The organism is Mycobacterium sp. IS-2888 (genome assembly GCF_001954215.1).
Classification (GTDB): Bacteria; Actinomycetota; Actinomycetes; order Mycobacteriales; family Mycobacteriaceae; genus Mycobacterium.
Genome location: NZ_MBET01000021.1, coordinates 1 through 18,633, shown reverse-complemented (window position 1 = coordinate 18,633; position 18,633 = coordinate 1). Strand labels below are relative to the sequence as shown.

At 69.3% G+C, this 18,633-nt stretch carries 16 protein-coding genes; 6 read left to right on the top strand and 10 right to left on the bottom strand.

Annotated elements, in window-relative coordinates; genetic code table 11:
* Nucleotide 1: 1 nt before the first annotated feature.
* The 3 genes from A5745_RS03240 to A5745_RS03230 are packed head-to-tail and all read right to left on the bottom strand — an operon-like array spanning nucleotide 2 to nucleotide 3,539.
* The gene (locus A5745_RS03240) at nucleotides 2–1,318 is read right to left on the bottom strand and encodes an amidohydrolase family protein (RefSeq protein ID WP_076115085.1); all 1,317 of its coding nucleotides are present in this window, start codon (nucleotides 1,316–1,318) and stop codon (nucleotides 2–4) included.
* Entirely contained in the window at nucleotides 1,312–2,496 is a 1,185-nt protein-coding gene (locus A5745_RS03235) for a CoA transferase (RefSeq protein ID WP_076115084.1), read from the bottom strand. Before A5745_RS03235 ends, A5745_RS03240 begins: the two co-directional genes overlap by 7 nt.
* Nucleotides 2,497–2,531: 35 nt before the next feature.
* The gene (locus tag A5745_RS03230) at nucleotides 2,532–3,539 is read right to left on the bottom strand and encodes a MaoC family dehydratase (RefSeq protein WP_076115083.1); all 1,008 of its coding nucleotides are present in this window, start codon (nucleotides 3,537–3,539) and stop codon (nucleotides 2,532–2,534) included.
* Nucleotides 3,540–3,557: 18 nt separating this feature from the next.
* On the opposite strand from A5745_RS03230, the gene A5745_RS03225 reads away from it, so the two are divergent.
* Both A5745_RS03225 and A5745_RS03220 read left to right on the top strand, forming a co-directional pair.
* Nucleotides 3,558–4,727, top strand: a complete 1,170-nt coding sequence (locus tag A5745_RS03225; protein ID WP_254848485.1) for an acyl-CoA dehydrogenase family protein — start codon at nucleotides 3,558–3,560, stop codon at nucleotides 4,725–4,727.
* 112 nt (nucleotides 4,728–4,839) lie between these two features.
* Nucleotides 4,840–5,286: a CD225/dispanin family protein gene (locus A5745_RS03220; RefSeq protein ID WP_076115081.1), complete on the top strand. Its 447-nt coding sequence runs from the start codon at nucleotides 4,840–4,842 to the stop codon at nucleotides 5,284–5,286.
* 4 nt (nucleotides 5,287–5,290) lie between these two features.
* Here A5745_RS03220 and A5745_RS03215 read toward each other — a convergent pair whose 3' ends face one another.
* The 4 genes from A5745_RS03215 to A5745_RS03200 are packed head-to-tail and all read right to left on the bottom strand — an operon-like array spanning nucleotide 5,291 to nucleotide 9,609.
* Nucleotides 5,291–6,262, bottom strand: coding sequence for an enoyl-CoA hydratase/isomerase family protein (locus A5745_RS03215; RefSeq protein WP_254848484.1), 972 nt, complete (start codon nucleotides 6,260–6,262; stop codon nucleotides 5,291–5,293).
* Entirely contained in the window at nucleotides 6,259–7,776 is a 1,518-nt protein-coding gene (gene fadD4, locus A5745_RS03210) for a fatty-acid--CoA ligase FadD4 (protein ID WP_076115079.1), read from the bottom strand. Before fadD4 ends, A5745_RS03215 begins: the two co-directional genes overlap by 4 nt.
* A 34-nt stretch (nucleotides 7,777–7,810) precedes the next feature.
* Nucleotides 7,811–8,896 (bottom strand): S-adenosylmethionine:tRNA ribosyltransferase-isomerase, encoded by a 1,086-nt coding sequence (locus tag A5745_RS03205; protein WP_083662674.1) that lies wholly within the window; start codon nucleotides 8,894–8,896, stop codon nucleotides 7,811–7,813.
* Nucleotides 8,893–9,609, bottom strand: a complete 717-nt coding sequence (locus A5745_RS03200; protein ID WP_076115078.1) for an SDR family oxidoreductase — start codon at nucleotides 9,607–9,609, stop codon at nucleotides 8,893–8,895. The genes A5745_RS03205 and A5745_RS03200 overlap by 4 nt, the downstream gene beginning before the upstream one ends.
* A gap of 56 nt (nucleotides 9,610–9,665) precedes the next feature.
* Here A5745_RS03200 and soxR point away from each other — a divergent pair, with 56 nt between their 5' ends.
* Entirely contained in the window at nucleotides 9,666–10,133 is a 468-nt protein-coding gene (gene soxR / locus A5745_RS03195; protein WP_076058188.1) for a redox-sensitive transcriptional activator SoxR, read from the top strand.
* Between the two features lie 10 nt (nucleotides 10,134–10,143).
* On the opposite strand, the gene A5745_RS03190 is transcribed toward soxR, so the two are convergent.
* The 3 genes from A5745_RS03190 to A5745_RS03180 all read right to left on the bottom strand — a co-directional run bounded on the left by A5745_RS03190 (nucleotide 10,144) and on the right by A5745_RS03180 (nucleotide 14,825).
* Complete coding sequence (locus tag A5745_RS03190) at nucleotides 10,144–11,973, bottom strand: phosphoenolpyruvate carboxykinase (GTP) (RefSeq protein WP_076058184.1); 1,830 nt, start codon at nucleotides 11,971–11,973, stop codon at nucleotides 10,144–10,146.
* 171 nt (nucleotides 11,974–12,144) lie between these two features.
* The gene (locus A5745_RS03185; protein WP_139329427.1) at nucleotides 12,145–13,716 is read right to left on the bottom strand and encodes a hypothetical protein; all 1,572 of its coding nucleotides are present in this window, start codon (nucleotides 13,714–13,716) and stop codon (nucleotides 12,145–12,147) included.
* Nucleotides 13,710–14,825: a hypothetical protein gene (locus A5745_RS03180; protein WP_076115077.1), complete on the bottom strand. Its 1,116-nt coding sequence runs from the start codon at nucleotides 14,823–14,825 to the stop codon at nucleotides 13,710–13,712. The genes A5745_RS03185 and A5745_RS03180 overlap by 7 nt, the downstream gene beginning before the upstream one ends.
* A gap of 149 nt (nucleotides 14,826–14,974) precedes the next feature.
* Here A5745_RS03180 and trmB point away from each other — a divergent pair, with 149 nt between their 5' ends.
* From trmB to A5745_RS03165, 3 genes are all read left to right on the top strand, one after another.
* On the top strand, nucleotides 14,975–15,793 hold the full coding sequence (gene trmB / locus A5745_RS03175) for a tRNA (guanosine(46)-N7)-methyltransferase TrmB (protein ID WP_076058180.1): 819 nt from the start codon (nucleotides 14,975–14,977) through the stop codon (nucleotides 15,791–15,793).
* A gap of 11 nt (nucleotides 15,794–15,804) precedes the next feature.
* Entirely contained in the window at nucleotides 15,805–16,515 is a 711-nt protein-coding gene (locus A5745_RS03170) for an NYN domain-containing protein (protein WP_076115076.1), read from the top strand.
* A gap of 49 nt (nucleotides 16,516–16,564) precedes the next feature.
* Nucleotides 16,565–18,633 (top strand): MMPL family transporter (locus tag A5745_RS03165; RefSeq protein WP_076115107.1); only part of this gene is annotated, 2,069 nt, incomplete at its 3' end.

Below are 18,633 nucleotides of genomic sequence, written 5' to 3'. Positions count from 1 at the left end.
GTCACATCGCGAAATACACCAGCTCGCCACCGATGATCGTGGCGGCCACCATGCCGGCGTCCAGCTCGGCCAGCGCCGTCGCCGGCGGCTCGTTCAGCACGCACAGGTCGCCCGGCTGCCCGGGTTCGACGGCGCGGGCCCGGTCCGGTCGCTCGGCGGCGCCCAGGAACATGGTCAAAGCCTCTCGCGCCGAGACACATTCGTCGGCGCCCAGGACGGCGCCGCTGGGTGTGGTGCGGTACACCGCGGCGCGCATCGCGGTCCACGGATCGCCGTGACCGAAGGGCATGTCGGTCGACAGCGCCACGCGCACTTGAGCTTTCAGCAACGACGCGACCCGCCACAACTGACCGTGCTCGGCGGCTGGGACGTCGGCGAGGTACTGATCGCCGCGCTCGGCGACGAAGTTGGGCTGCGTAACCACCGTCAGGCCCCCCGACGCGGAGAGTTCGGCCAGGTCGGCCAGGGTGTCGTCCGGCACAACCGCCGCGTGCTCGATGCGGTCGCGCGGGTGGCTGCCGGCGGCGCGCAGGGCGGCGATGGCGACCACGAGTTGGGCGGCGGTCACGCAGTGCAGCGCGATTGGCCGGTCGGCCGCGTGGTGCTCGGCGATCCAGTCCGTCAGGGCGTCGAGGTCGAGGCGGTCGTCGTGCAGGATCTTCTTTCCCGGCGACAGGAAGTGCAGCCGCGGCCGAAATTCGCCGCGGCGCTGCGCCACCACCAGCGAGACCATGTCGTCGGCGCCGAGGTCGGGGGTGGCGTCGGTGACACCCGTGACGCCGGTCGCGGTGATTCGGCGGCTGAGCTCCGCGAGGTCGGTTTCCCGGCGCGCCAGCGCATCCGACCAGCCCCGGTCGGCGCTGCGCAGCCGGCCGTCGGGGTGTTCGGCCAGGCCGACGCGGCCCAGCGCGGCCGAGTTGAGGATCCACAGCGCGCCGCTGCGATGCTGGACGCGTACCGGGACGCGCGGCACCACCGCGTCGAGGGCGGCCCGGTCCAGCTCGCCGGCGACGGACTCGTGATAGCCGACGGCGCGAATCCACCCGTCGGGACCTGGCGTGGCATTCGACAGCAGTTGCATCAGTTGGGTTTTGGTGGTGACGCCGGGCGGGCCGACGAGAAACGAGTCCAGGGCGGACGCGGCCGAGCGGACGTGCACGTGGTGGTCGTGCAACCCGGGCAGTACCGTCCCGCCGCCGGCATCGAGCAGACCCTCCCCCGGTCGGGCGGTCAGCCCGTCGCCCATCTCCTCGATCCGTTCGGAGACCCGGATGCACGTGGTCGTCCCGTCCAGCAGGGTGGCCCGCCGAATCAGCATGACAGGCAACGCCTTTCGGCTACCAGGCGCCGCACCGCCTCGTTGTGGGCGCCGAGTTCGGGCGCCGGCGCGGCCGCCGGCGGCGCGGTCGGCGGCGGGGCGGGGTGCCCCGAGGCCGACGGCTGGGTGGGCAGCGCCGCGTAGGTCGCGGCGACCGCGGCCAGCGACACGTGGATCGACTCGCCGCCGCCGCGGACCAGCGATTCGGTGACCGCGCAGGCCGCCTCCAGCCCCGTCAGCGGATCGGCGATGGCGTCCCCGCAGAACACCGGTTCGCCGTGGCCGGTGCCGACCAGGCCGCCCGCCACCGCGGCATCGTCGCCGAACGCCGGCCGCGGTGAATGCTCGTCGTACCCGGTGATCTGCAACCAGATTCGGCCCGCTCGCGGCGCAACGTCGCCCGGGCTGAGCCGGCGCCTGGCCAGCGCCGCGGGCCGGGAGCCCTCGATCACGACGTCAGCGACCGCGAGCAGGTCGCGCAGTTCGCCGGCGTTGTCGAAATCGACGCAATACGACAGCTTTCCGCCGTTCATCCAGTCGAAGAACGCGCGGTTTCCGCTGCGGGTGCCGTCCGGGCGGCGCGGGCTCTCGACTTTGACGACGGTCGCCCCGGCTCGGGCCAGCAGCTGTCCGCACAACGGGCCCGCCCACATCGACGACAGGTCGGCCACCAACAGGCCGGCGATCCGGTGTGCCTCCGCCCGGAATCCCATCCGTTCGATCCGCGGCGACGTGGCCGCGACCTCGTCCAGGGCGGCCGCGGGAAGGTCGAGCAGAACCGCTCGCTCGATGATCGCCGCCACCGGTTGCGTTGCGGCCCAACGCCCCAGCGTGGGCCAGGGGTCGGCGGGCACGTCGTCGGCGTGGACGAGCGCGGGCACCGCGGCGACATCGTCGGGGCGCGACAGCGTGATCGCGCACCAGCCGTCCCGCGCGGCAAGCAATCGGGTGGCGCCACCGCACGATACCGCCCCGCCGCGGGTCAATCCGAGCAGCGCGGCCCGCCCGGTCAGCAGCGGGGCGGCGGCAACGCGGATGCCGGCTCGGTGGGCGATGTCCGCGGCGACCCCCTCGGCGCGGGTCAGCACGTGGGCGCGGGAGAAGTCCGCCGGCCCGTCGGGCGGCCCGGTCAGGTAAGCCAACCCGCTGTTTCCCCAGTCGGCCGCCTCGCTGCTCACGACACCATTGTGCGCGTGGCGTGCCGCGCCGCGGGTCAGAACTGCAGGGCGCTGAAGCGCCAGTCCAGCACCGGCCGGTCGGGCTGGCCCGCGTCGTCGCTCACCGAGTAGACCAGCGAGCGAAGGTTCAGCACGCCGCCCTGCTCGGTCGGCTGCGCGGACTCGACGTGTAGTTCGCTGTAGAGGGTGTCGCCCTCGTGCACCGGGCCGGTGTGGTCGCAGGACTCCCAGCCCAGCACCGTCACCAGATTGGGCAGCAGCCGGCTGGCCTGCGCGAGCGCCAGCCCGATGGTGTGCCCGCCGTACACCAGCCGGCGCCCGCCGACCCGCGAATCATGGTGTGTGGCAGCGATATTCAAGGTCAGCCGGGCCAATTCCGGTGCGCCGCTGACAACGTCGCCGGTGCTGTGCAACACCGCGCCCGCGATCCCGGGGTCGAAATGCGGCCCGGGCACCTTGGCCCGGAAAGCCTCGCCGTCCCAGTGGGCGGTCGGATCGGCGGCGGGCGGGGCCGCGTCGGCGCCGATGGCCGACAGATCGTCGGCGGGACGATCGTCGGGACGAAAGTCCGGGCTCGCGGGCAGCATGGCGCAGCGGTAGAAGTCGAGGACCAGCTGATCGGCCTGGTCGATCGTGATCATCCGCAGCGCGGCCAACCCCGTGGGCGCCCGTCCGGGCTTGAGCGAATTCGGCCGCAGCCCAACGACTTCGGTGCGCGTGTAGATCGTGTCACCGAGGGCGGGAAAGTGGTGAAACGTGAGTCCGCGATAGAACAGGTTGGCCTTGACTCGCTGGGTCACCAGCGTCGACTGCCCGATCGCCACGTCGCAGACCAGGGCGGGATGCGCCAGCGCGCCGGGCAGGCCCGTGACCGCCGCACACAGGTCGGCGTCCAGCGCCAGGCGCAGCCGGTCTCCCACGATCGCCTGATGCGCCGCGGCCAGACCCGGCGACAGCGTCGCCGACGGCGCCCAGTCGAACACCTGGCCCACCGAAAGGTCGTCGAAGTAGGGTCCACCCTCGCGTATGTCGGCATAAGTCACGGGGCCAATATGGCATGGGTGAGCAGAGAGCACAGCGACGACTCCCAAGACGAAGAAGACCTGCTGGTTGCCACCGTGCGGGCGTTCATCGACCGCGACGTGAAACCGACCGTCCGGGAGGTCGAGCACGCCAACACCTACCCCGATGCGTGGATCGAGCAGATGAAGCGGATCGGCATCTACGGCCTGGCCGTTCCCGAGGAATACGGAGGGTCGCCGGTGTCGATGCCCTGCTATGTGCGGGTCACCCAGGAGCTGGCGCGCGGCTGGATGAGCCTGGCCGGCGCGATGGGCGGACACACCGTGGTGGCCAAGCTGCTGACCCTGTTCGGCACCGAGCAGCAAAAGCGCACGTACCTGCCGCCGATGGCCAGCGGCGAGCTGCGGGCCACGATGGCGCTGACCGAGCCCGGCGGCGGCTCCGACCTGCAGAACATGTCCACCACCGCGCTGCCCGACGGATCCGACGACCTGGTGATCAACGGTTCCAAGACCTGGATTTCCAACGCGCGCCGCTCCGGGCTGATCGCCCTGTTGTGCAAGACGGACCCGAACGCCCAGCCCCGGCACAAGGGCATCTCGATCGCGCTCGTCGAGCACGGCGCGGGCCTGTCGGTGTCGCGGGACCTGCCCAAGCTCGGCTACAAGGGCGTCGAGTCCTGTGAGCTGTCGTTCGACAACTACCGATTGCCGGCGACCGCGATTTTGGGCGGCCGCCCGGGCGAGGGCTTTTCGCAAATGATGAAGGGGCTCGAGACGGGCCGCATCCAGGTAGCTGCGCGGGCCCTGGGGGTGGCGACGGCGGCGCTCGAGGACGCGCTGGCCTACGCGCAGCAGCGGGAGAGCTTCGGCCGGCCGATCTGGAAGCACCAGGCCGTCGGCAACTACCTCGCCGACATGGCGACCAAGCTGACCGCAGCCCGTCAGCTCACCCGGTATGCCGCGGAGCGCTACGACAGCGGCGAACGCTGCGACATGGAAGCCGGGATGGCCAAGCTGTTCGCCTCCGAGGTCGCGATGGAGATCGCGCTCAACGCCGTGCGCATCCACGGCGGCTACGGCTACTCCACCGAATACGACGTCGAACGATACTTCCGCGACGCGCCCCTGATGATCGTCGGCGAAGGCACCAACGAGATCCAGCGCAACGTGATCGCCGAGCAGCTCGTCGCCCGGGGCGGGATCTGAAGGGAGGGAGCCGAAATCTCCCGGTCCGACGCCGATGTGTGCTGTATATTTGCCTGACTTCACGTGCCAGCAAAGCCTGGAACCGAGGGAACCACACGGAAAGGGAGTCGTCATGAGTTATCCCCCAGGGCCGTACGAGGGTTCCCCAGAATGGCAGGGCCAGCAGCAACCGGGTTGGCAGGGCCAACCGCCGGAATGGCAGGGCCAGCAACCGGGTTGGCAAGGTCAGCAACCGGGTTGGCCGGGCCAGCAGCCGGGCTGGCCGGCCCAGCGCGAACCGGACAACTACCTCGTCTGGGCGATCCTGACCACGGTCCTGTGTTGTCTTCCGCTGGGAATCGTCTCGATCGTCTACTCCACCAAGGTCTCTGGGCTGTGGACGCAGGGGCGGTACGCCGAGGCCCAGTCCGCTTCGGAGAGCGCCAAGAAGTGGGCGATCATCGCCGCGATCGCGGGCGGGGTCATCGGGCTGATGTCCGCGATCGTGTACTTCTTCATCTTTGCCTTCGCCATTTCCAACCTGCCGTCGACCACTACGACGACGTTTTCGGGTTACTGAGTTTCTACTGGGAGAGGCCTTGGGCGCCAACGTGAATGGCGTCCACCAGGCCCCACTCCAGCGCCGTATCGGCGCCGACGGTCCGTCCGGACAGCACGAGATACGCCGTGCGCCAGCGGCCGATTCGGCGCGTAACGCTGACGGTGCCGCCGGCGCCGGGGATCAGGCCCAGGGTCAATTCGGGTAGCCCGAAGACCGAATCGTCGCGCGCCTCAATCCATCCGCAGAACGCCGCCATCTCCAGTCCGCTGCCCATCACCCGGCCGTGCACCCCGGCGCGGCAGGACCGGCCGAGCCGGGCGGTCAGCGCGTCGAGCGCAAGCGCTGGGCTGTGCCGGGTGCGCGCCAGGTGCGCGCTGGCCGGGTCCGCGAAGGTGCCGAACTCGGCGAGGTCTCCGCCGCTGCAAAACGATGGGCCGTTGCCGCTCAACACGATCCCGGTCACCGACGGGTCGAGTTGGGCCACCGTCAGCGCCTCCAGCAGCGCCGCGCGCGCGTCGGTGGAAAACGCGTTGTGGCGTTGCGGCCGGTTGAACGCGATGAGCAGGGTGTCGCCGTCGCGGCGCGCCTGCACCGGGTCTCCGATCTCGGGCATGCGGGCGGGGCCGCGCTCGTCGAGCCAGCGCGCGAACTCCGGGCCGGCCTGCAGCGTGGAGTAGGCCAACGACTCGGTCACCACCGCGGCCAGCGTCGGGCCATCGGGGCTGACCGCGCGCAGCACGTCGTCGCAGACGCTGCTGGCATGCGGCCAGCGTTGGCAGCGCCGCGTCAGCTCGGCCAGCGTCTCGGGCACCGAATCGACGGTGACCACCCGGCGATCGGTGCAGGATTCCTCCGTCAGGGTGAAAGTCGCTGCGTCGAGCCATGTTTCGGACTTCGCGATGTCAGCGGCCGAGCCGACGGCGACGGTCACCCCCGGCGGCACGTCGACGCCGGCGTCCGTCGCGCCCGACAGGTCGACCACCCGGAGAGTCACACCGAATACTTCTCGATCAGCCCGTTCTTGTAGAGCTTTCCGGTGTCGGTGCGCGGCAGCTGCGTCTCGAACGCGATGGATCGCGGGCATTTGTAGTGCGCCAGGCGGTCTCGCAGCCAGCCGAGCAGCTCGGCGGCGAATTCGTCGGTGGCGTCAGCAGGGTCGACGGTCTGCACGGCGGCCACCACGCGCTGGCCCATCTCGTCATCGGGAATGCCGAACACCGCCGCGTCGAGCACCTTGGGGTGGGTGACCAGAAGGTTCTCGGTCTCCTGCGGATAGATGTTCACCCCGCCGGAGATGATCATGTGGTGGCGCCTGTCGGTCAGGAACAAGTAGCCCTCGTCGTCGAGATAGCCGACGTCGCCGACGGTGGCCCAACCGTGCTTGTCATGTGAGGCAGCGGTTTTCGTCGGATCGTTGAGGTATTCGAAGGAGAAGCCGCCCTCGAAGTAGATCTCACCGGGCTGCCCCGCGGGCAGCTCTGTTCCGTCCTCGCCGAGGATGTGGATCTGGCAGTTCATGGGCCGGCCGACCGAACCGGGATGGGCCAGCCACTCCTCGGCGCTGATCAACGTCGACCCGATCGCCTCCGAGGACGCGTAATACTCGTCGACGATCGGCCCCCACCAGTCGATCATCTGCTTCTTGATCTCCACCGGACACGGCGCCGCGGCGTGCATCACCCGCTGCAGGCTGGATATGTCGTACGAATCACGAACCGCCTGAGGCAGTTTGAGCATCCGGGTGAACATGGCCGGCACGAACTGGCCGTGGGTCACGCGGTAGCGCTGGATGGCGTCCAGCGTGCCCTCGGGATCGAACTTCTCCAGAACCACGGTCGTGATGCCGCCGGCCTGCGCGGTCATCGACCACACCGACGGCGCCGTGTGATACAGCGGGGCCGGGCTCAGATAGATCGAGTCAGGCGTCATCCAGAATTCCACCAGCGCCGCCATCATGCCCGCCGCGTCCGCCGGCGGGACGTGCGGCAACTCGCGTTTGATTCCCTTGGGCCGCCCGGTGGTGCCCGAGGAGTACTGCAGCAGGTCGCCCTCGAGTTCGTCGTCGATCGGTGTGTCGGGTTGGCCCGCAACGCATTCCGGGTAGCGCTCCCAGCCGTCGAGATCGCCGTCGGCCATCATCAGCAGGGCCGGTAGCCCGCCCGGCAAGTGTTGCGCCAGGCCCTCGCAGGTTTCACGCAGTGCGCCCGATCCGACGATCGCCCGGGCGCTGCTGTTGTCGATGATGTACGCCGCCTCGGCCGGGGTCAGGTGCGTGTTGATCGGCACGTAGTACAGGCCGCTGCGCCGCGCCGCCCACATGACCGCGTGGATGTGTTCGTTGTTCTCCATCAGGATCGCGACGGTGTCACCCTCGCGCAGGCCGGCCTCGCGGAACCGGTGGGCCAGCCGGTTGGCGCGGGCTTCCAGGTCGTCGAACGTGACGACGGTGCCCGACGGGTGCAGGATCACGGCGGGCTTGTCGGCGCCGATGTGGGGGCGAATCTGCATGCGAGGACTGTACCGCCGCGCGTGTTGACGGGTGTCAAGTGGGCAGCAGCAGGGCGCTGTCGCCGAATTCATGCCACAAATAGCCGCGTTCGACGGCCTCGCGGTAGGCGCCGGCCACCAACTCCGGGCCGGCGACGGCCTCCAGCAGCAACAGGTGGGACGCGCCGGCGTCGTGCCATCCGGTGATCAAGCCGTCGACCACGCGGCTCGGGCGGGATGGGCCGAGCACCAGGTCCGTCCAGCCCGCCACCGGCCGCACCGTGCCGCCGCGGTCCGCGGCCGATTCCAGAGCGCGGGTCACCGTGGTTCCGGCCGCGATCACCCTGCCGCCGGCCGAGCGCGTGGAGTTCACCAACCGCGCGGTCGCGGGTGGCACCCGGAAAAGCTCGGGCGTGGGCGGCTCGCCCGCCTCCGCCGAGGACACCCCGGCGTGCAGCGTGATCGGCGCGATCGCGACCCCGCTCGCCACCAGAGCTGTCACCAATTCCGTGCTGAAAGGACGTGCCGCGCTGGGCATTTCGGCGCTGCCGGGACGACGGGCGAACACGGTTTGGTAGTAGCGCAGCGGCCACTGCCGCGATACATAGGCGTAGCGGATCGCCCGGCCGTGCCGGCCGAGGTACGCCCCGACGTTGCCCTCGATGATCACCCGCGCGGTCCACAAGCGGGCGCCGCCGACGCCGGGCCGCGGATAGGACGACTCGATGACGAGCGCGGCGCCGCCGGGCAGGTCGATGCGTTCGCCGGGCCGGACGTCGGTGAGGTGTCCGGTCGCGTTCGCCGCGGGCCGCAGCTCCACCACCCACACTTTCTCGGTGCGCACGGTGGAGAAGTGCACCGCGATCGGCTGACCGGCGCGGCGGCCGTCGACCGCGGCGGGCATGGTGGCGGAATCGTTCACCACCAATAGGTCGCCGGCCCGCAGGTACTCACCGAGGTCGCGGAAGTGCGCGTGGTCGATCCCGGTGGGCCGGGCGACCAGCAGCTTGACCGCGTCCCGGGCCAGGCCGCGCGCCTCGGGCGGCTCGGTGGCATCGGAGCCCGGGCGCCGGTGGAAGCGCGTGTGCGGCTGCGGGACAGGCGGGATGGTCGGGATTGTCGGGAGGCTCGGGAGAGTCATTGCCGCGCTCCGGAGAGCGCCAGGTCCGCGGACCGATACCGACCGGACTTCGGGCGGGTGTCCAGGAGCCGCAACACCGCGGGCACGACGGATTCCGGCTCGGCACGATCGGAGATGTCCTCGCCCGGGAACGCGGCCTGGTGCATCTCGGTGCGCATGTCGCCGGGGTCGAACGCATACACCGGCACGGCCGGGATCTCGGCGGCCAGCACGGCCGACAGCTGATCGAGGGCGGCCTTGGACGAGCCGTAGCCGCCCCAGCCGGGATACGGTTCGACGGCGGCGTCGGAGGTCAGGTTGACAACCACCCCGCCGTTCTCGGTGAGAGCCGGCAGCGCCGCCTGGATCAGCGCCAGCGGGGCGAACAGGTTCGTCTGGTACACGGCCGAAAACTCGGACGCCGGATAGTCGGCGAGCAGCGGTTGGGGGCTGGGACCCAACCGGCTCGCGTTGTTGACCAGCAGCCGAAGCGGCCCGGCGTCGATCGCGGCCGCGACCAACGCGTCACGATGCGACGCTTGCGTGACGTCTCCGGGTAACGCGATCAGTCGTGTCGAATTCAGCTCTGCCGCAGTGGTTTCCAGGTCGGGGTCGCGGCGGGCATCGCCCACGACGGTCCAGCCTCGGTCGAGCAGGGCGGCGGTCAGCGCCTTGCCGAATCCGCGCGAGGCGCCTGTGACGATTGCGACGGGACGGGTGTCGGATTGAGTCATACGCCCCATACTGATAGTTAAAGTAAACTTTAAGTCAAGTCCGGTAGGGAGGTCGTATGGATAAGCGGGATTTGTTCACCGTCAGCGAGATCGCGACGCGAAGTGGCTTCGCCGCGTCGGCCATCCGGTTCTACGAAAGCCAGGGCCTGATCACCGCGTCCCGGACGTCCGGCGGCCAGCGCCGGTTCGAGCGGCACATGTTGCGGCGCCTGGCGTTCATCCGGGCCGCCCGAAACGTCGGGCTAAGGCTGGAGGAGGTCGCCGACGCCCTGGCGAAACTCCCGGACGCCCGCACCCCGACGCGCGCCGACTGGGCCGCGCTATCGAAAACGTGGCGCACGCGCCTCGACGATCAAATCGCGGGCCTGATGGCGCTTCGCGACAACCTGGACTCGTGCATCGGCTGCGGTTGTCTGTCGCTGAAGCGCTGCGCCATCTCCAATCCCGGTGACACCGCGGCGGGCGCGGGACCGGGCGCGGTCTACCTGCCGAAGTCCTTGCGACGGCAGGCAATTGGCGGCTAGCGCCGGGGTGCTACGACGATTCGGACAGCCGCTGCTTGAGCGCCTCGAACTCGTCCTTGACGCCGGTGGGCAGCCTGTCGCCGACGAACTCGAACCACTCCTCGATCAGCGGCAATTCCTTGCGCCACTCGTCGGCGTCGACGGTCAAAGCCCGACCCACGTCCTCGCCGGTGACGTCGAGGCCGTCCAAGTCGAGGTCCTCGGCGGTGGGGACGATGCCGATCGGGGTGTCCTGGCCGCCGGCCTTGTGCTCGATGCGGTCGACGATCCACTTCAGCACGCGGCTGTTCTCCCCGAAGCCCGGCCACAGGAACTTGCCGCCCTCGCCGCGGCGGAACCAGTTGACGAAGAACACCTTCGGCAGCTTGGACTCGTCGGAGTTCTTGCCGAGATCCAGCCAGTGCTGGAAGTAGTCACCGACGTGGTAGCCGAGGAACGGCAGCATGGCCATCGGGTCGCGGCGCACGGTGCCGACCTTGCCCTCGGCGGCGGCGGTCTGCTCGCTGCCCATGGTGGCTCCCATGAACACGCCGTGCTGCCAGTCGCGGGCCTGGGTCACCAGGGGCACCGTGGTCTTGCGGCGCGCGCCGAACAGGATGCCCGAGATCGGCACACCCTGCGGGTCGTCCCACTCCGGCGCCAGGATCGGACACTGCGACATCGGCGTGCAGTAACGCGAATTCGGGTGGGCCGCTTTGGTTTCCGTCTCGCGAATGATCCAGTCCTGACCCTTCCAGTCGATCAGGTGATCCGGCTCGCCCTCCAGGCCTTCCCACCACACCTCGTCGTCGTCGGTCAGCGCGACGTTGGTGAAGACGGTGTTGCCCGCGGCGATGGTGCGCATGGCGTTGGGGTTGGACTTCCAGTTGGTGCCCGGTGCGACCCCGAAGAAACCGAACTCGGGGTTGACCGCGTATAGCCGGCCGTCCTTGCCGAACCGCAGCCAGGCGATGTCGTCGCCGAGCGTTTCGGCCCGCCAGCCCGGGATGGTCGGCTGCAGCATGGCCAGGTTGGTCTTACCGCAGGCCGACGGGAACGCCGCGGCGAAGTAGTAGGCCTTGTTCTCCGGGGAGATCAGCTTGAGGATCAGCATGTGCTCGGCGAGCCAGCCCTCGTCGTGGGCCATTGCCGACGCGATGCGCAGCGAGTAGCACTTCTTGCCCAGCAGGGCGTTGCCGCCGTAGCCGGAGCCGTAGCTCATGATCTCGCGGGTCTCCGGGAAGTGGGTGATGTATTTGGTGTCGTTGCAGGGCCACGGCACGTCCTTTTGGCCCGGCTCCAGCGGGGCCCCGACGGAGTGCAGCGCCTTGACGAAGAATCCGTCGTTGCCCATCTTCTCCAGGGCGGCCTTGCCCATCCGGGTCATCACCTTCATGGAGACGACGACGTATTCGGAGTCGGTGATCTCCACGCCCAGCTTGGGGTCGTCGGCCCCGAGCGGGCCCATGCAGAACGGCACCACGTACATCGTGCGGCCGCGCATGCAGCCCCGGTACAGGTCCTTCAGGGTGGAGCGCATCTCCGCCGGGTCCATCCAGTTGTTGGTGGGCCCCGCGTCGCTCTCCCGCTCGGAGCAGATGAAGGTCCGCGACTCCACGCGCGCGACGTCGGACGGATCGGACAACGCCAGGAAGGAATTGGGGTACTTCTCGGGGTTCAGGCGCTTGAACGTGCCCGCCTCGACGAGCTGGTCGGTCAGCCGCTGCCACTCTTCGTCGGAGCCGTCAGCGAACACCACCCGGTCCGGCTGGGTGAGCTCGGCGACCTCCTCCACCCACGACAGCAGCCCCTGGTGCTCGGTGGGCGGGTTGTCCAGACCCGGAATGGTCGCTGAGGTCATCGAACTCTCCTGAATTCTTCGTCTGCGTTCCTGGCGTTCGTCGTGCGTATGCGTTCGCCCACACAACTGTTGACATGGTGATGCGTTAACTACAGGTTATCGTGATCACCTTGCTGGGGATGGTTCGGGCGGGTATAAGCCTCCTCACAACAACGATTCAGAAACCGGCCGTCACGAATCGTCGCCGTCCGTGTCCGTCGACGCCGCTTCGGCGATTTCGTCCTCGCCGGCGGGTTCGGCCACGTTCTCGGATTCGTTCTCGGGTTCCTGCTCGGATTGGGGTATACCCGGTTCTCCCAGCTCTGCACGGACGGCCTCGAGCGCCGCGGCGATCGTCGGCATCTCCCGATCGCGCACCGCCGCGGCCCGCGCCGCGGCGATCGCGTGCTCGCGCAGTTCGCTGTCGATGGCGCTGACCTGCTCGGACACCCGCGCGTTCTCCGCCTCCTCGCGGGCGAGGAGCGCCGTGCTCAGCACCGACTCGGCGACCAGCACCCGGGTGGCGACAAACTCCTCGACCGCCGAACGCAGCGACGACGTCGCGTCGCCGGCCCAGCGGTCGAGCAAGGCGCGGTCGTGCAGCAGGCCGCGGAGATTGACCACCAGGAAGGTGACGGCCAGGCCGATCGCCACGCATGCCGCGGCCCCGGCGATTTGGGCCAGGGGGTTCAGGCCGTGGGCCAAACCGGCGACCAGCCGGCTCAGCGTCAGCGCGACGCCCAGCCCGAACCCGGCACCCAGCAGCATCATCAGCCAGGTTTCCTGCCGCCGCGATTTCAGGTGCGGGGGTCCCACGTCGACCGCCGGCAGCTTGTCGACGGCCGGCAATGCGACCGGCACCCCCATCTCCGTCGCGATGCCCGCCAGGTGTGTGGTGGTGTGCTCGCTCACCTCGGTGACTATCTCGTCCAGCCGCTCGCGGGTGTGCGCCTCGAACTCGGGAATCTTGCGCCGGGACAGACCGCCGACGTCCTCCTGCAGTTCACCGCGCAGCGCCGAGCAGCGGTTGCGCGCGAAGTAGGACAACTCGACCCGCGCCTGCTGGATCTGGCCGCGCAGCGTGATCGTCCGCTCGGATTTCGCCTGGCGCCGCTGGCGCAGGGCCGTGCCGCGCTCTTCGCGCAACGCCTCGACCCGGACCCGCCGACCGGCGCCCTCGGCGTCGCGTTCGACGCGCTGTCGCAGTGTCTGAAGCCGAGATTCCCACGCCCGCAGCCTATTTCGCCGCGCGATATCGGAATCGGCGAGCTGCGCCGACACGGTGTCCACCAGCTCGTCGACGGCCGGCTCACCGAGGTCGGGGGCCGCGGCCGCGCCCACCCACGGCACCTGGCCATAGCGCGGTGCGTGCGCGGCCAACGTCTCCCGATCGACCTTCAGCGTGTCGCGCCAGTTGAGGTGCACGTCGATCTTGGACACCACGCCGATCACCGCGTCGGTGTGTTCGGCGGCGCCGTCCAGCAGCACACAGTCGGATTCGGTCAACGGCGCGGCCGCCGACACCACGAACACCACCGCGGCCGGCGCATCGCCGGGTCCCAGATCCGTCGACTCGACGAACTTGTGCTGCGGCAGCCGTTCCCGCAGCGCCGCGACCACCCCGCTCACCCCGGACATCCACGGGCCGGTCACCAGTACGACGTCGAGCCGATTGACGGCGGGCGCGTCCAGCCGCGGGCCGATCCCCGCCACCAGCGCGTCCACCCGGGCGGCCGGGTCGTCGCGATCCTCGCCGCTCACCATGCCTGCCCGGCGGCATCGGGAAGTGATCCGCAGGTCTGCGACCACAGCCGCAGCGATCCCCTGGCGATGTCCGCCCCGCAGGCGCGGTGCACGTCGCTCACCGGTCCGCGGCTGTAGCGCTGCCAGAGGGCGGCCCGCGGCAGGTGCGCGGCCGGATCGGCGTCGGCGGACACGGGGCCGACCCGCAGCCCGGCCGCCTCGGCCAGGTCGACCGCGGCGGCCATCCGGGCGATCACCGTGTCGTCGCGGCGAAGGAATCGGCCAATCCGCTCGTCGATTTCGCTGTGGGAGACGGCCAGGGCCTCCAATTCCGCGACGGCGTCGAGCACCCGCCGGTAGCGCGCCTCGGCGCCCAGGGCCGACAGCTTGGTCAGGACCACGTCCAGGCGGCTGGTGCGGCGCAGCAGGGCGCGCAGCTGCGCCGGCGTCCTGCCCTGGCGGACCGCCGCGATCCCCAGCGCGGTGCCGAACAGATCCAGCGTGTGCAGCAGGAGCCGCCGAGCGGCGACGGGCACCGGGTTGTCGGCCGCCAGGAATCCGTCGAAGGACCCGTCGAGTGACGCAGCGCCGCCGGGCTGCGCGGCCAACTCCCGCAGCCCGGCCCACACCGTGGCGTCCAGGTCGTCGAGCGCGGCGACGGCGAGCAGGCCGATCATCGGCTCGACCGGGACACCGGCGAGCGTCGCGAGTTTCGCGCAGCGTCCGCGCGCGGCCGCGATTGGATTGTCGCCGCGGCCCGACAGCGAGCCGGCCAGATCGGCTTTGTTCAGCACCGCCAGCACCGGGCGCTCGGCCGCGCCGATCGCGTCGGCGTCCTCCGGCTTGATCACCTCGGCAATGACGTAGACAACGACGTCGACGTCGCGGTCGCCGGCGCGGTCCGGCGGGGCCACCGCGATCCTCGACGCGCGGCCGGCGCGGTCCAGGGCGCGCGCGACCGTGCCGCACCCCACGCCCCGACGCCCGCGGACCGCCACGCGCAGTGGCGCGGCGGCTCGTTCGGCGATCGCCATCACGCGCGGGTCAGCGTGCTCGGCGGCGAATCGCGTCAGCTCGTCGACGAAAATCTGGTGCCCCTGTCCCTCTGCCGGTCGATCGCGTTGGCCGATCCGCCGGCCAGCCCATTTTGCCCGGTGGCGGATCGAGTCCCACCGAATGGTGGCACCTGCGCCACCGAGATGCGAGCCACCTTGGTGTTACCAGCCGAAGGCAACTGTTGGGTATCAATCTGGACCAGGGGCGGCTACATCGGGCGTTCATGGGCCACCATGGACAAATGCATGCGCAACCCCGGGTGGGGACACGTCCCGACACACCGGTGGAGGCGAGGACCGGACTAGAGGTTGGCCAGCACGTGACCCCAGCACCGGAGCCGCACGATTCGGACAACCCGCAGCACGGCTACCTTCCGGCGTCGAGTTTTCGTTCCCGGCGCTCCGCCCTGTCCGACGCCCAGCGCCAGACCTGGGAACGCCTGTGGCCGCAGCTGGGCATGTCGGAGATACCCCGGCGGACCGAACCGCTGGACACCAGCGCGTGGTTTGGCCGCGATGCGCCGGTAGTGCTCGAAATCGGCTGTGGCAGCGGCACATCCACGCTGGCGATGGCCAAGAACGAGCCCGGCGTCGACGTGATCGCGGTGGAGGTCTACCGGCGGGGGCTGGCGCAGCTGCTGTCCGCGATCGACCGCGACCGGGTCGGCAACATCCGGTTGATCCGGGGCAACGCGGTCGACGTCCTGCACTATCTCATTGCGCCCGCGTCGCTGAGCGGGGTCCGCGTCTTCTTTCCCGACCCCTGGCCCAAGGCACGCCACCACAAACGCCGGTTCCTGCAACCGAGCACGATTGGCCTGATCGCTGACCGGTTACTCCCTGGTGGTGTCCTGCACGCCGCGACGGACCACCCCGGGTATGCCGAGCAGATCGCCCAGGCCGGCGACGCCGAAGCCCGGCTGTGCCGTGTCGAGCCCGGCAGCCGACTGCCGGTCTCGATCGTCCGGCCCACCACCAAATACGAGACGAAAGCTCGAGAAGCGGGCAGCGCTGTGACCGAGTTGATCTGGCTTCGACGATAGAGGCGATGAGCATGAGCCTGACCGAACAGACCGCAGCAGTACCCGAACCGCTCGAATCACCGGCGGTGCTGTCGGGCGGTCTGGGCAGTTTCGAAGCGCCGCCCAAGCGCGTACTGCTGGTGTGGGACGCCCCCAACCTCGACATGGGCCTCGGGTCCATCCTGGGCCGGCGCCCCACCGCCCTCGAGCGTCCACGCTTTGACGCGCTCGGTCGCTGGCTGCTGGCCCGCACCGCGGAGGTCAGCGCCGGCCGCCCGGGCGTCGTGGTCGAACCGGAGGCCACCGTCTTCACCAACATCGCCCCGGGCAGCGCCGACGTCGTTCGACCGTGGGTCGACGCGCTGCGTAACGTGGGCTTCGCGGTCTTTGCCAAGCCGAAGATCGACGAGGACAGCGACGTCGACCGCGACATGCTCGCGCACATCGAACAGCGGCGCCAAGAAGGCCTTGCGGCACTGGTCGTGGCTTCGGCCGACGGCCAGGCGTTCCGTCAACCGCTGGAAGAAATCGCGCGCAGCGGGGTTGGCGTCCAGGTGATCGGATTTCGTGAACACGCGAGTTGGGCGTTAGCGTCGGATACCTTGGACTTCGTCGACCTGGAAGACATTGCGGGTGTTTTCCGGGAGCCATTGCCGCGAATCGGCCTAGATTCGCTGCCTGACCATGGAGCGTGGCTGCAGCCCTTCCGGCCGCTGTCCGCCCTATTGACCACGCGTGTGTGAGACTGGGAACCCAATGCGCGGGTCCGTAGAGATCCAGTAAGGAGCTTACGTGTTCGCCTGGTGGGGTCGAACCGTGTACCGCTACCGGTACATCGTCATCGGAGTCACGGTGGCTCTTTGCCTTCTCGGCGGCCTGTTCGGGATGAGCCTGGGCAAGCATGTCACACAGAGCGGCTTCTACGACGAGGGCAGCCAATCGGTGAAGGCGTCGGTACTGGGCGACAAGACCTACGGCCGCGACCGCACCAGCCACGTGGTGGCCACCTTCACCGCCCCGAACGGCGGATCGGTCGACGACCCGGCGTGGCGGGACAGAATCGTCGGCGAGCTCAACAAGTTCAAGAACGACCATCCCGATCAGGTCGTCGGCTGGGCCGGCTGGCTGGCGGCGCCCGACAGCCCGAGCTCGCTGATCAAGGGGATGGCCACCGAGGATAGGAAGCACACGTTCGTCTCCATCCCGCTGAAGGGCGACGACGACGACAGCATCCTCAACAACTACAAGGCCATCGCGCCCGACCTGCAGAAGCTCGACGGCGGCACGGTTCAGCTCGCCGGCCTGGAGCCGATAGCCAACGCCCTGACCGGCACCATCGCCACCGACCAGGAGGCGCTGGAATACATCGGGCTACCGATAGTGACGGTGGTGCTGTTCCTGGTGTTCGGCGGCGCGGTCGCCGCCGGCTTGCCGGTCATGGTGGGCGGTCTCAGCATTGCAGGCTCGCTGGGCATCCTGCGGTTCGTCGCCATCTTCGGCCCGGTGCACTTCTTCGCCCAACCGGTGATCTCGCTGATCGGTTTCGGTATCGCCATCGACTACGGGCTTTTCGTGGTGAGCCGATTCCGCGAGGAGATCGCCGAGGGCTACGACACCGACGCCGCCGTGCGCCGCACGGTCATGACGGCCGGTCGCACCGTGACGTTCTCCGCGGCGCTGATCATCGCGTCGAGCGCCAGCCTGCTGGTGTTGCCGCAGGGCTTCGTGCATTCGCTGGTCTATGCGATCTTCGCCGCGGTCGGGCTTGCGGCGCTGCTTTCGATCACGTTGCTGCCGGCCTGCCTGGGGATCCTCGGCCGCCACGTCGACGCGCTGGGCGTGCGGACGGCGTTCCGGGTCCCGTTCCTGCGCAATTGGAAGTATTCGCGCGCCTACCTCAACTGGCTCGCCGACCGGCTGCAGAAGACCAAGACCCGCGAGGAGGTCGAGGCCGGGTTCTGGGGCAAGCTCGTCAACTTCGTGATGAAGCGGCCGCTGGCGTTCGCCATCCCGATCGCCGTCGGCATGATCCTGCTGGTCATCCCGCTGGGCAACCTGTCGTTCGGCGGCATGAGCGAGAAGTACCTGCCGCCCAACAATTCCGTCCGTCTGGCGCAGGAGCACTTCGACAAGCTCTTTCCCGGATACCGGACCGAACAACTGACGATGGTGATCAAGAGCGACAACGGCAGCAAGGTCACCGACCAGCAGGTTGCCGACATCCGCAACCGGATCTCCTCGATTACCGGGTTTACCGACAAAACCTGGCAGGAGCGGCCGTGCCCCACGATCGCCGGCAACCCCTGTGTCAGCGGGCCGAACGGGGCTGCGCAGCCCAAGGACGGGTCGGTGCGGGTGATCCAGAACGGCCTGTCCAATCGCAATGACGCCGCCAAGAAGATCAGCGAGCTGCGGGCGATATCGCCGCCGAAGGGCCTGACTCTTCTGGTCGGCGGCACGCCGGCGCTGGAGCAGGACAGCATCCACAGCCTGTTCAGCAAGGCGCCGCTGATGCTCGTCCTATTACTCGGCGCCACAACACTGTTGATGTTCCTGGCGTTCGGGTCGGTGGTGTTGCCAATCAAGGCGGTGGTGATGAGCGCGCTGACGCTCGGATCCACGCTGGGCATCCTGACCTGGATCTTCGTCGACGGGCACTTCTCGACGTTGCTGAACTTCACGCCGACGCCGTTGATGGTGGTGCTGATCGCGCTGGTCGTCGCGGTCGGGTTCGGCCTGGCCACCGACTACGAGGTGTTCCTGGTGTCCCGAATGGTCGAGGCGCGGGAACGCGGCATGTCGACCGCGGAGGCGATCCGGATCGGTACCGCGACCACCGGGCGTCTGATCACGGCCGCCGC